The organism is Natrinema soli, from assembly GCF_028618695.1.
On record NZ_JAQIVI010000059.1, the window covers coordinates 1 to 12,630 of the forward strand.

The following is a 12,630-nucleotide window of genomic DNA, read 5'->3' on the forward strand; positions in this document are numbered from 1 at the left end:
CGAACTCGCGGTCGCCGGGCCGACGGTCACGCCCGGGTACGACGACTCCGAGCAGACCGCGGAGGCGTTCGGCCGACACGGACTGCACACCGGCGACGTCGGATTCGTCGACGACGACGGCCGGCTCCACGTCCTTGATCGGCGGTCCGACCGGATAGTCACGGGCGGGGAAAACGTCCACCCGGGAGAGGTCGTCGACGTGCTGCGCGACCATCCGGCCGTCGAGGACGCCGCAGTCGTCGGGATCGACGACCCCGAGTGGGGGGAGCGCGTGGCGGCACTCGTCGTCGTAGACGGGGACATCTCTGCGGACGACCTCCGCGCGCACTGCCGGAACCGGATCGCCGACTACAAGCGGCCGCGGACGGTCGCCTTCGCCGACTCGATCCCACGGACCGCCTCGGACACGGTCGATCGGGAGGCCGTCCACGAGCGGCTATCCGACGCGGCCGGCCGTTGATACACTCAACGGGAGGCCATCAGCTAGTCATCCTTCAGCGTGTTCCACCGACAATCGTGGATACGAGTCGGGCAATGCTTGTGCGTCCTCTGGGAGTAGTGCCACGACTAAGAACGACGATTGCTCGGCGAAATACTCGACGAGTCGGGCGATGCGGTCCGCATCGATCGCTTCGAGGGAATCCAGCAGCATCATCGGGACTTCATCGGCAACCTCATGGACGAGATAACCAGCGAGCGCGACGATCAAGCCGACGACTTCGCGCTCGCTTTCACTCAGGTGGTCGACCGTATCTTCATACACGGCACCCTCCGATGTTTCGCGAACTACGTGCAACTCGAACGTCCCTTCGGACCTCGGATTGGATCCCGATTTCCGCTCGATCCACACCCGTTCGAGATTCTCGTGTGCGAGCAACGCGAGGACGTCGGATATATGCTCGTTAAACGCTTCGACGGCCGTCTGTTCGAGGTCCTCGATACGGGTTCGAAGAGACGCCAGCTCCTCTTGTACGTGGTCACGTTGGGCTTCTATCTGATCTCGTTTGTCAACAAGCCCCTCAATCTGCTCGATTTCTTCCAGAACCGATGAGAGGTCACGTTCGACCTGCCCTCGTTCGTACTTGAGTTCATAGAGGCGCTGATACTGCTCCAGAAGCTCGCTCTCACGGAAATCTTCCGTTTCTTCGACCTCGCGTTCGAGGGTCTGAATCTCGTCTTCTAACGCTTCGACCGCCGACTCGAGATCCGCGATCCGGTCTTCTCGACGGCTGCATTCACGCTCGATTTCGGCCAGGCGGTCGTCGATTTCAGTGCGACGTGCCTCGACAGAACGGAGGGCCTCCCGTGTGTCCCGCAGATCCTCGATACGCTCCTGGAGCTCGGGCGAGTGTTCCGTTTCTTCTCGATCAGCGTTTGGAGCTCCTCGAGTTTCTCAGTGATTATTGATCGTTCAACATGACTGCCGCACGTCCAGCACTCGATCGTCTCCGAGTCGGGGTCGAGAGGAGCAGTCACCGCGTCATCCGCGGAATGAAGTTCAGGAAGCTCCCCACTGACGATATCATCGTTGACGTCAACAATAGCTGCGAGATCGGTGATTGTGGTTTCGAGTTCTCGCTCGCGTGCTTGTAACTCCTGAAGGTCTTGCTCGATCTCCTCAGGATCAGTATCCGGTGCGTCGAGATCGGCCTGCTCAGTTTGAAGCTGTTCTCGTTCCTCCTCAAGTGCCTCGATACTGGAGCGATGGGTTTGAATTTGATTTCGTTTCTCTGAGATGTCCTGACGTGTCGACTCGAGATCCGCAAGGAGGTCTTCCGCAGCTTCAGCAGTGTCTTCATCCGCTTCAAACGCAGCAACCTCTTGACGGACGGCGTCAAGTTCGTCAGTTATCTCATCAACCTCTTCTTCCAGTTGCTCATGCTTTTCGATCAGTGACGGCAGGCGATCCTGTTCGCGATCGATTTCTTCAAGTCGCGTGTCGAGACGATCGTGCTCACGTTCGACTGTCTAGATCCGCTCTTGAATCTCGTCAGTGTCGACCGGACGCATGATGACGTCTCGGATGTCGTCTCCCCGCTCGACGGCTCGCCGTGCAGGATTGGTCTCGAGTATACACGCAAAGAGGTCGACGAGATTCGAGTGCTCGGTATACGGTGCACCACCAGTGGCGACCGTCTCACCATTCCGGCGAGCGTAGTGCCGGGTATATGTCTCACCATTCAAGTCAAGTTTTACAGCTCCCTCGTCAGCATCACTTTTGACCGTCGCCGCAGAACCGCCGAGCACTCCCGCAACCGCCCGCAAGAAGGACGGCCGATTTGTAGCATTTCGTCCCATTAGAACCGTGATCCCTGGCGAGACAGACAGTTCGCAGTGGTCAATGCCACCGATATGTTCGACGGTCACCGTTGCGTTCGTGATATCAGTGTATTGTGGCATTATTCAGACCTCTTACCGGTATCAGGGTTCAGAACTCGAACTTCCTGAGACACAGGAGCGGTACGTTTCACACGGTGATCGAGTGATTGGAGCGCGTGGGTGAGGCGTTGGGAAGCCCACCGTCCGTCAACGAACTGTATCACTTTCATTGGGTGCTCCCACTCGTATCCGAGGTGGGTGATTCATCGTACGCGGTTGCAGCGTGGTCACAGCCTTCGTCATCAACGAACTCGTGGAGCCGGTAGGAACTCCCACACTCATCACAGGTGACGCGAATGGATTGTGTCACCTCGATATTCTGCTCTGTTGAATAGCGATGTTTCTGTTGCTGATCAGAATCGAATCGCCTCATTAGCTGCTGACCGTAGTAGTCCCAAAACGGGAGTTGGCGTACTCCTTCTCAGAGACCGCTATTCAACACGGCACGATATTCGCCGCCTGGAGCTGGCCGGCATCGTGGAGGCGGGTTAGCGTGCGTTCGATGACGGCGGTGCAACGCGACCGGGCCCATTCGATTGTATCCTTCGCGTCTGAGCGTGTCACCCGCGATCGTCGAGCCGTATCGCGATCCAAGCACGTCTGGAGATGATCACGAACCGTTTGATGAGACATGAAATCGTCCTCAACTTCATCCATGGGGACACCCTGTTGTTTCAGCTGTGAACTTACAGCAGCTCGCCGTCCAACGCTCACTTCATTTCCCCGGAGTGCTTCGTAGATGCTCTCCACATCACCGACGACTGTTGCGTTTGCATCCTGGAGTGCCGTTTCCAGCACCCGTTTATTGATAACGGTCGCGAGGTCGCGGAGGCTCGCCCCCTCCTGATAACGGCGATGGAGTTCCTTATTGAGCCCGTCGAGCCCGTATTTCTCGATATTGCGCTCAACCTTACGTATGGGCGAGCAAGCGAGTACGTGGCATCGAAAACGAGCGATCGTCCCGAGTAGGAGACGACAGCCTCCCTTCGCGAACGAGTCTGAAACCGGTCGTATCGTGATGCATGAGTGGAGTATCGATGTCAAGGGTAAAACGCTAGCCTTATATAATGATATCGGGTCCCATAGACCTGATTTTTCCCGGGCGGCACCGCCTCGCTCCTCACCCATACTTAAAGTCAACACCCTTCCCGCCCGCCGGGTGGGTCCACTCGGTATCGGCGACGATGGCACAGGTACCACACTCAACGCAGGGCTGCGTATCGAGACTGACGACTTGCTCTTCGCCGTCGTCGGACTCGACCGTCTCCTGCCGGTAACATCCGCCGCCATAGTCCATCGAACTTACAGGACATGCCCGAATGGCGTCGCCAGAGGCCTCCCAAGAGTTGGCCCGAATCTCGATATGGGGCTCGCCAACGTCGTAGGTGAGGTCGCCGATGCGATCCGCGAGGTTCGGCGGTTCGACCGTATTTTCGTCGGTCACGCGCTCGCCGAGTTCCTCGCCGATTACAGTCGGTACCGTGACGTAGCCGAGATTCGTGTCCGGCATCAGCTTCATGACGAACGGTGAGTTATAGAGCCGCTCCAGCACGCCGGAGAACGCCCGGACGCCAACCCGCCCGACGGGGGACGTCGCTACAGCGTTCGCGATTCCCGTCACCGCGTCGGTCTCGGTGATCGGACTCGTGACCTCGTAGACCGTCGGGCGAAGTTTGTCCATTACGCCCTCGTCGTGAAGTTTCCGCGTGTAGAGGGCGCCCGCTGACCGGGCGTCGCCGCGCGACTTCGCCTCGACGAATGCCTCGGCGGCGAGCGCCCCCGCCGTGACGGCGTGGTTCATGCCCTTGATGATCGGTCCCTGGGCCTGCATCTGGCCCGCCGCGTCACCGACGAGGACCAGTCGGTCCTGCTGTGGATCGCGGTGAGCAACCTTCTTCGAGTCTGGAACGAGTTTCGCGGAGTACTCAAGTTCGTGGTAGTTGTCGCCCAGCCACTGGGCCAGCAGCGGATGGGTGAGGAGGGCGTCCAGCAGGTCGTTGACTTCGACCTTCTCCTCGACGATCGAGTCGAGATGGAAGACGTTCCCGATCGAGAGCGTGTCGCGATTCGTGTACAGGAAGCCACCGCCCCGAACGCCGTCGTAGAGGTCACCTGAAAAGAGGTGTGCCTCGCCCTCGTCGGAGTCGATTCCGAAGCGCTCGTTAATCTCGTCCTCGGGCATGTCGACGACCGCTTTCACGCCCTGGAACCACTCGTCGGGAGCGTCCCAGTCCATCAGGCCTGCGTCGCGGGCGAGTTCGGAGTTCACGCCGTCGGCGGCGACGATCAGGTCCGCGGTGATGGGCTCAAGTTCGTCGGTCCGCACGCCGACGATTTCGCCACCGTCACGCACCAACCCCGTCGCGTGGACGCCGATGAGGAGGCCACCACCTGTCTCGCGTGTCTTCTCGTGAACTCGGGTCTCCAACCACGAATCCATGTTCCGGCGCAAAACCGAGTCAGCCCACTCGGTATCGTGGTGGTGGAGCTCCGAGAGGTCGTACGTTTTCACCGTCTCTCCCGCAATATTGTGGATGTAATTCGTCGTGACCGGCCGTTCCGTTGCCTCCGCTCTGAAGTCCGGGAAGATGGTGTCGATCGTGTAGGGCGCCGACTCCTCGGCATAGATCAAGCCGCCGGAGACGTTCTTCGAGCCGGCTTCGACGCCCCGTTCGAGCACCAGCGTCTCGACGTCAAGGTCTGCGAGCGTCGCTGCTGCGGCCGCACCGCCGGGGCCCGCGCCCACGACGACCGCTTCGTAGTGTTCGTAGTTGTCAGTCATGGTTTTCGTAGTGTTCGTAGTCGTCAGTCATGGTTTGGTTTTGTGTCCCTCGGAGAGATTCAATCAGCTGTTCGCCCTCCGTCTGTGATGGCCTCGATGTCCGGTTTGCCCGTCCCCAGCACCGCCGAAAGATAGGGACCACCTCGGAGAGGTCGCTCACGCTGACGGGATCTCAAACGGTCGGGATGTCCGCCTCGTACTGTTCGATGATATGCCACGCGGTGTGTGACCATTGGTGGCGTGGTACTTACAAATACCGGGGCAACACGCTTATCAGATGTTCTGGCTCGACTAGAAGCCACTCACAGTTTGCCATCCTGTCGGAGCTGTGCGTTCTGGTCTTCTGTCAGGATCGTCATCCCGCACTCTGGACAGGTGGTGTTCGTCAGTCTGACGGCGTCAAGTTCGACGTCACGACTCCTGAACTCGCAGTTCGAACAGTCGACACCCGCTGCTTTCCCGGCCAGAAAGATCACTCGGTCTCGGATAGTCTCGTCCAACGGTACCTCTAGAAGTCGCACAATAGAAAGGATTCGCTCTCGAGAGGGGCACCGCCACACCGCGTTGCTACTCGGGGTGGAACCTTCCCTCGTTCGGTAAGATATATGTAGATTCGCTATAGCTTCTGACGGTCAGCGTCTCGACAAGCGTCTTGCGGGTGCGGACGAGGTCACGCTGTTCACAGATCTCTCGGGGTGGGACGTAGCTCTCGGCAAGAAGGTTCGCTCGAAGCAGATGCGCGAGCATCTGCGCGTCGATATTGTCAGTTTTGACGCTTGCTTCGGCGATGACGCGCGTCTTCTTCGGGTTGACGAGCGTTACGTCCATGTGCTCGTCGAGCGTTTCGTAGACGTGCCGGTAGAAGCCAGTCGCCATTGAGGCGACCGGCGAGCCGGCGAACTCGGCAAGGGCGCTGTCGGTGACGCGGCGTTCGTCGAGAATCGTTCCGTCGGACGCCATAACGGCCACCTGAGAGTGGCCGTCATGGCAGTCCATACCGATGTATGGAGTCTCTGACATCATGCTTTCATCAAGGGCTGTATCGGGTAACGTGAGCGAGATAGGCACCTATTCGCGCTCTCGGCGCAGTCGTTCCTATCCATGCAGGCGGGCCAGTCACCGCACCGTGTTCTGTTCTGAGACACATGCTTACGGACGGCCTCTGTTCAGCCCCAGCGTACGTTCGCGCCGACGGGGCTTGAGCAGATTCTCATAAACACACCGCAGGGACGAGGAGCGCAGCGGCGGTCGCGGGACGTCGAGCGGCCGAGGGTTTCAAGAAGGATCCGCGTCACTGCCACGAGAATCGCCACCCACAGGTAGAGGTAGCCTGGTTCTCGACGAGAATGTCCCCACCCTCTAGTGACAACTCGAGATGGAAAACCCGCAAAGCGACAGTATCGAACGACTCCGTACACGAACTTCTGGAAGAAGGGCTTACTCATTTTCGAGTGCTGCGTAGATCTCCGCGTGGTGTCGTCGGTCGAGCTTTCCCATCTCGAGGGTGATCTCGCGACGCTCGGCGTCGCTCTCGGCCACCTGATATCGCTCATACAGCTGGCGGACCTCGTCGTTGAATTCCGTTGCGTCATCCTCGTAGATGTCGGTGGTGTCGGGGGCTGCGGGGTCGATTGGTTTGTTTTCGAGATCCACCTTGAGCAGACGCAGTCGCTGGGCGGTCTCGGCGCCAACCAGTTGCTTAACCGTCTCGTACTCGAGTTGATCGTCGAGTATTTCGTTGCAACGAACTCCTGGAAGCCCTCGCTGTCGACGGTATCTTCGATGTATTCACGGAGAGCCTCGACGAGCAGCTCCGTCCGATCCCTGACAAGGAGCTCTGCGATTGCATCGAGCCGGTCGACGAGAGACGCCGGCGAGTAAAAATGGACCTGTCGCGGCTCGTCGCTCGTGTCCATTCTCTGTCCCAGTTTCGCACATGTGCTCGTAACGGTTTCGGGGATTGCTCTGAGATTGCCCATCAGCATTCTGGCGATGAGAAGCGATCTCGCATGGACTCAGCCGTCCTCCTGTGCGTTCAGTTCTGTAAGGAACTGGCCGGCTGACCTCCCGATACGAACACCGTCGACATTGTGCATCTCGAGGTCATGCGTTGCAGTCCGGAACAGATAGAGGTCGACGACGATGCGATGGATAACGGTTCGGACGGGCTCTCTCCCGTACCGATCGACGACAGGTGCCATCATCTCATCAAGGTGCGCATCCTGGTGCTCCGCCCGGGGATGCTGCGCTCGTTTGAGGACGAGGTCGACCACATCGTCAACTGCTGCGTGCTCAGAATTCTTGGTTCGTTCACGAACGTCGTAGAGAGCGTCGTCATCGGGCATTCCTGTTCACTCCGAAGTATCCTCCTCGGTGTCGGTGGTCGCTGAATCGTGTCGCCGCCGGCGGATCTCTTCCAGCGTTGCCAGACTATCGATCGTCGCGAGGTCGTCGGTGATCTCGTCGACAAGTGCGGCTCGCTCGACAGCGGCTTTATCCACCTCGGTCGTGTCAATCGATTCGACGCGAAGCTGACGCACTTTATGCCACCCGCAATCCAACAATCCCGGGTAACCTCGATGCGCTCGTCTTCATCGGCTGCAAGGGTTTCATCTGGAAGTGATGTCGAAAGCGGCCGCTCGGGGCTGACCTCGAGCGTGAGAGAGGTGCCGCAGGCGGGGCAGTCCATAGTCGCCGTACGTGTCGTACTGGTGTAAGGATATAGGAGCAACGAGACAGTTTCACACCCTCGGGCAGAGAACGGAGATAGAGGGTATCCAGAGAACAGTAGCTACTCGATATACTGTGATTCCCACGCTCGCCGATCCTCGATAGCGTCTTCGCCGTCTTCTGTGATTGCGTAATAGTTTGTTCGCCTATCGAGTTGCCCTTTTTCAACGAGGCCCTTGTTGACGATGGTATCGAGATTCGGATACAGCCGCCCCGTGATTGATCTCGTCACTATAGTACTGCTCAATTCGCTCTTACCGAGTCTGATGAAACACGTTGAGGGCGAAGCAGTCAATAAGGCTGTGTAGTGGTGCTCCGACGAGATTCAACGTCCGTACGAACCCGTAGGTTCGGACGGACTGCTCCAGTCCCGGTTTGGAAAGACCACGGAATTTCTCCAACCACGGCTCGATCAACGACCAGAGGCATTCGACTTGGTTGGTGTGGACGCCGTCCTCGGTCACGTATTCATCGTCGTGGACGACGGTTCGATGGTCGTGATTCATCTTCTGATATGCGGGGAGCTCGTCGGTCCAGATCTCTCCCAGCGGCTGGGAGAGATCACCTGCTTCCTCGATTACTGGCCCGAGATTCTCGTCGTATGCCGAGCCCTCTTCGGCTGAGATCACTCGAAGCACGTCGCGGCGAGCCGCGACGAGCGTCAACTTGTCGCCGGGAGCGCCCTCCCAGCGTGATCGGCCAGGATCGCCAGAGCCGCCGCGGGAGAGCCCGTCCCGCGGCGGCGATTGTCCCTTGTAGCCTGAGCACTTCGCACCGGTTTCGTCGATCTGTGTAGCTCCTTCGACGGTATGTTGGATACGCTCCCATACGAGGGGGAAGCCGCGTTCGAATGCGGCTTCCCCCTCGCGGAGTTGAGTGTGGACCGTGTCGTAGCAGGGCTCGAATAGCTGAGCGATCTGGTTGATGCTGAGCAAGGTATCGGCGTAGAGGATGAAGATGAGGAGGAGGTCACCGGGTGAGAGACTGGTGTTTTCGAATGGCGTATTCCGGGTGTATGTGAAGCTGTAGCGGCAGTTGCGGCACCAGACTCGGGGACTGTCGTCCCGAGTCTGGAGAGTTGTTTCACCACACTTGGGACAGGGAGTTTGCTCCCAAGCGTGCTTGCAGCGCTGCTCGACGATGGCGTCAAGCGGCTCGGGGCGGAACACTATTGCCTGGCGCTCGACAACCTCCTGTAGCATCCCGCCGAAAGCTGTCTGTTGGAGCACATCCACTAGCATACGGCGGGATGCTGTAGTTTCTACGCGACTGTTTCACCAGATTCGGCAAGAGCGTCATCTTCTTTGAAATGCTCGTACTTCTCCGTCATCGCGATATGGTTGTGCCCATGTACTGCTGCACATCTTCCTTCCGGTGACCCTGAATCAACCGAGTACAGGAATTATGGCGCATTCAGGGACCGAGGATTTTCCCCATCGCTACCAGTATACCGATACCGGTCTTAGTATGGATTCTGCGGTCCTACAATCGAAATTGGAGAAGACGGAAACTGATTATCACTCACCCTCTACTCAAATAGAGAGGATTCTTGGAAGGAGGTTGGCGAGAGGAGTGAACGAAATGAGCGGATGTTTGAACGGAACGAAGATGGATTTGGGTACCAATGGGCTATGGATAGTCCGTCTGGATGGTATAGATGTCTCCGAGACGCCGACCTCGAAAATGGGCCGGCGCTTCTGGTACACAACGTATCTCGACTCGCAAAGACAGTTACTCGAGAACTTGGACGCGATCGCCGAAGACCAGGGAGTTCGGACGCGAATGTCGTCTTGAAAAACTACCTTTCGGAAGACGAACGGCGGCAGTATCGGCGTGAGTATATGCGTGAACGGCTTGTGGATGCTTTTGAGGTGGACCAATGATACGGTCTGCTGTCACTGTGTACCGGTGCAACTGCGACCGTCGTGCAGGTACTCCAGATGACAGAGGCCCATATCACACACTCGAGCATGTGCGAGTCGTGGCTTGGTCGGCGGATCTCGACACCCACTTACAGCCGGCGGTCTAACGAGCAGTATGGTTTCGCTACAGGGGATGACAGTCGCGGTGGTCGGGTTCGCGGTCGTCCTCGGCTGTGCCGGTGCCGTCTACCGGGACGCGGCCCGGCTTGAGGTCTCGAGACCCGTGCTCTGGGCGGGCGTCGTGGGCGTCACCTGGGGCAGTGCGCTGGGGCTCTATCTCGCACCGCTTGCCGTTCCGATTCCCGGACTGCTCATAATGCTCGTCGGAGGGCCGGCACTGTATCTGTTCGAGCGCGACGATGCGACACACGGCGACGGGCCCGCCGATCCATTCTCGCTGCCTGACAGCCACAGCGACTCCTCGCGCGATAACAGTCTCGACGAGTGATCGGCCGACCGCCGCACACATCCACATCTTTTGCCCCGCCCGTCTAACGGTCGCTAATATGAGCGACTCCGTACCTTCTGAGGCCGACACCGTCGCCAACGATGGCGGAGCGGCACAGATTTCGAACTTGGACTACCACAGCGAGAACTACACGGTCGCCCAGACCTGCACCTGGACGGCAAACGTCGTACTCATCACTAGTGAACAAGGCAGGAAATCCGTATTCAGTTAAGGAAATGATAGATGTGCCGTGTTGAATAGCTGCTGAATCACGGTTAGAGTGGCTCACAGAGCGGTTCTATATTGGCGATGGCGAACATGAGGACGATCTCACGAAACTGTCGATACCAACCCAGCGCTCGCACGGCGTCGCCGAGCGAGCGCTTCGTCGTTGAGTAGGAAGTTTCGGCTATCCAGCGCTGTGAGTAGTCTTTTGCGTGGATAAGCGCGTTATGTCCTACCGTGAGTGGTCTCGATCCACGTTGTAAGATGAGCGGTTCGCCACCGAGCGCATAGAATTCGTACTTGGTATGCCAGTTGTAGAAGGCTTTGTCAGACGAGACGGACAGCAGGTCGTCCGCCGGAACGCGGACGACTGGGGCCCAGTCTTCGTATCGTATTTCCACCGTGCTGAGATATGCACGTCGAGAACAGTGAGTGATTCTACATCGGTTAATGTCGTCACTTTCAGTGTCTGCACGTCGCTTCCAGACCGCTGGCGGTAGTACGAGGAGGCTGAGCGGCGGTCGAAGACGTACTGTCAAGAGTTGCGTGACCAGACTGCGGGTGTTGCTGCGCTGAAACGCGCAGCAACGCCCGCCATACCCATATTTTGAGACGGTCGAACGATTTGTAGATCGTGGTGAACTCAGGAAGATCATCTCGGTCTAAGCCGAGCACGTCACGAATCTCGGTCATGTACTTCAGACGATTCGGCGTTTCACAGTAGCTGTGGCCATCTTCAAGTCGGAAACAGTGTAGAACGACGTGCTTCCAGCGGGCGAACCCGCCGCTGGCAGGCTCGCCCGCATGCTTCCCCAACGGTTGTTTGGCTAGGTGCCGACACTGCTCAACGAAGTCGAGGAGATCGACTTCCATAAGTCAGAATCTATTTCCTCGCCTTCGCCCTTCTAACCCGTGATATCAGCCGATTAGATCGCTGTTCACCTATGGAAACGCTGCTAACCGACCAAACCACCGCTGACGATAAAATGATTGGGGCGTACTGATGTCTGCCGCCCCGCACAGCCGGCAGGTGGTCGGTATCTTGGGCTGTGCGGTTGGTGCGGGCGGTTTGCTGTTGAAGACAGCAGTCGCTCACGGAGGGCCTCGGCCGGCCACTGAGGGCCGCCGCTCGGCGCCCTCAGATCCGTCGTCTACGCACTCACACCAGGTGGATCGTACACTTCACCTCGGTCAAGCATGTGATAGATTGAAACCAGATCTTCCGAGCGGTTGCGACGATTGCTTTCTGTGAGTTCTTCCGTCGCGCTAACCGCTCGTAGAACCGGCTGAGATACTCGTCATGGCTGGTATGGACTACAGTATGCGCAGCCTGGACCAACAATCACCGAACATGTCCTGATCCACGCTTCGAGATCCCTCCCTCGATCTGCGAATCACCTGACTCGCGGATCACCGGATTCAATCCGACGTAGCTGACAACTTCTTTGTCCCCATCGAACCGATCAATCTCACCCAACTCAGCATAGATCATCAGTGCCGTATAGTAACTCACGCCAGGAATCGTCATGAGCAGCTGGGTCTCCTTCAGAGACCCAGCGCGCTCTTCGATCACTTCTTCGAGTTCCTGGATCTCGTCGGTGAGTGTCTCGATCACTTCAAGATAGGACTCCAACAACGTATCCCACGGTGTCGGGAGCGAGAGTTCCTGCAGGAACTCTCGCCCCTCGAAACTCAGCGGCTTCACATCCTCAGTGATCCCGTGATCGGAGAGCAGTCCGTGGATTTTGTTGGCATACTCTGTCCGGTTCTCGACAAGCGACTGTCGCCCGCGCACAAGTGCGCGGGCTTGTCTAATCTTATCGGTTGGAACATAGCTCTCCGGCACAGAGTTCAACCGAACCATCCGTGCTAACTTTTTAGCGTCAACACGATCAGTCTTCTTGTCAGTGTCAGCGATCTGGTTCAGTTCTTTCGGATGGGCAACAGTCACATCTAAATGCTGTGCAAGCGTATCGTGGATGTGGTTGTAATTGCTGGTCCCTTCGATGGCTGCTTGCGAACCAGCGTACCGCTGGGCGAGGTCGTCGAGGTTCGCGTTTTCGACGCGAACCTCTTCGATGATCTCTCCAGCATCATCCATTACTGCCACCTGTGCGTACCGTTTGTGGACGTCGATTCCGAGG

The 12,630-nt window shown here is 58.0% G+C and carries 13 protein-coding genes and 6 pseudogenes; 5 read left to right on the plus strand and 14 right to left on the minus strand.

What is annotated here, in order from left to right; all coding sequences use genetic code 11:
- On the plus strand, positions 1–460 hold a 460-nt coding region (locus PGX04_RS03685), incomplete at its 5' end, for a class I adenylate-forming enzyme family protein (protein WP_273737276.1).
- Between the two features lie 120 nt (positions 461–580).
- Positions 581–1,051 carry a hypothetical protein gene (locus tag PGX04_RS03690; RefSeq protein ID WP_273737277.1) on the plus strand — a complete coding sequence of 157 codons (471 nt, stop codon included), beginning with the start codon at positions 581–583 and terminating at the stop codon, positions 1,049–1,051.
- Positions 1,052–1,968: 917 nt separating this feature from the next.
- On the opposite strand, the gene PGX04_RS03695 is transcribed toward PGX04_RS03690, so the two are convergent.
- The 12 genes and pseudogenes from PGX04_RS03695 to PGX04_RS03740 all read right to left on the minus strand — a co-directional run bounded on the left by PGX04_RS03695 (position 1,969) and on the right by PGX04_RS03740 (position 9,132).
- Positions 1,969–2,400: an ATP-binding protein gene (locus tag PGX04_RS03695; RefSeq protein WP_273737278.1), complete on the minus strand. Its 432-nt coding sequence runs from the start codon at positions 2,398–2,400 to the stop codon at positions 1,969–1,971.
- A gap of 145 nt (positions 2,401–2,545) precedes the next feature.
- Positions 2,546–2,752, minus strand: a complete 207-nt coding sequence (rdfA, locus tag PGX04_RS34380) for a rod-determining factor RdfA (RefSeq protein WP_377042262.1) — start codon at positions 2,750–2,752, stop codon at positions 2,546–2,548.
- Between the two features lie 62 nt (positions 2,753–2,814).
- Positions 2,815–3,507 (minus strand): rod-determining factor RdfA, encoded by a 693-nt coding sequence (gene rdfA, locus PGX04_RS03700; RefSeq protein ID WP_273737279.1) that lies wholly within the window; start codon positions 3,505–3,507, stop codon positions 2,815–2,817.
- Complete coding sequence (locus PGX04_RS03705) at positions 3,500–5,161, minus strand: FAD-dependent monooxygenase (RefSeq protein WP_273737280.1); 1,662 nt, start codon at positions 5,159–5,161, stop codon at positions 3,500–3,502. Before PGX04_RS03705 ends, rdfA (PGX04_RS03700) begins: the two co-directional genes overlap by 8 nt.
- A 302-nt stretch (positions 5,162–5,463) precedes the next feature.
- On the minus strand, positions 5,464–5,661 hold the full coding sequence (locus tag PGX04_RS03710) for a hypothetical protein (RefSeq protein ID WP_273737281.1): 198 nt from the start codon (positions 5,659–5,661) through the stop codon (positions 5,464–5,466).
- A gap of 67 nt (positions 5,662–5,728) precedes the next feature.
- Positions 5,729–6,181, minus strand: a complete 453-nt coding sequence (locus PGX04_RS03715) for an IS110 family transposase (protein WP_273737282.1) — start codon at positions 6,179–6,181, stop codon at positions 5,729–5,731.
- A 417-nt stretch (positions 6,182–6,598) separates the two neighbouring features.
- Entirely contained in the window at positions 6,599–6,763 is a 165-nt protein-coding gene (locus PGX04_RS34980) for a hypothetical protein (protein ID WP_465263790.1), read from the minus strand.
- Positions 6,743–7,077 (minus strand): annotated as a pseudogene (locus PGX04_RS34385) (hypothetical protein); the annotation flags it as partial. The gene PGX04_RS34980 and the pseudogene PGX04_RS34385, both read right to left, overlap by 21 nt.
- Positions 7,078–7,176: 99 nt before the next feature.
- The gene (locus PGX04_RS03725; protein ID WP_273737283.1) at positions 7,177–7,506 is read right to left on the minus strand and encodes a DUF8158 family protein; all 330 of its coding nucleotides are present in this window, start codon (positions 7,504–7,506) and stop codon (positions 7,177–7,179) included.
- Positions 7,507–7,512: 6 nt separating this feature from the next.
- Positions 7,513–7,850: pseudogene (locus tag PGX04_RS34985) on the minus strand (DUF8105 family protein).
- A 102-nt stretch (positions 7,851–7,952) separates the two neighbouring features.
- Positions 7,953–8,145, minus strand: a pseudogene (locus PGX04_RS03735) (PadR family transcriptional regulator); the annotation flags it as partial.
- Positions 8,146–9,132, minus strand: a complete 987-nt coding sequence (locus PGX04_RS03740; protein WP_273737285.1) for an IS1595 family transposase — start codon at positions 9,130–9,132, stop codon at positions 8,146–8,148. It lies immediately after the preceding pseudogene.
- A 424-nt stretch (positions 9,133–9,556) separates the two neighbouring features.
- Here PGX04_RS03740 and PGX04_RS03745 point away from each other — a divergent pair.
- The 3 genes and pseudogenes from PGX04_RS03745 to PGX04_RS03755 all read left to right on the plus strand — a co-directional run.
- Positions 9,557–9,774 (plus strand): annotated as a pseudogene (locus PGX04_RS03745) (site-specific integrase); the annotation flags it as partial.
- A gap of 154 nt (positions 9,775–9,928) precedes the next feature.
- Complete coding sequence (locus PGX04_RS03750) at positions 9,929–10,261, plus strand: hypothetical protein (RefSeq protein ID WP_273737286.1); 333 nt, start codon at positions 9,929–9,931, stop codon at positions 10,259–10,261.
- Positions 10,262–10,319: 58 nt separating this feature from the next.
- Positions 10,320–10,493 carry a hypothetical protein gene (locus tag PGX04_RS03755; RefSeq protein WP_377042263.1) on the plus strand — a complete coding sequence of 58 codons (174 nt, stop codon included), beginning with the start codon at positions 10,320–10,322 and terminating at the stop codon, positions 10,491–10,493.
- Between the two features lie 43 nt (positions 10,494–10,536).
- On the opposite strand, the pseudogene PGX04_RS03760 reads toward PGX04_RS03755, so the two are convergent.
- Positions 10,537–11,359, minus strand: a pseudogene (locus PGX04_RS03760) (transposase).
- Between the two features lie 278 nt (positions 11,360–11,637).
- A pseudogene (locus PGX04_RS03765) lies at positions 11,638–12,630 on the minus strand (IS110 family RNA-guided transposase); the annotation flags it as partial.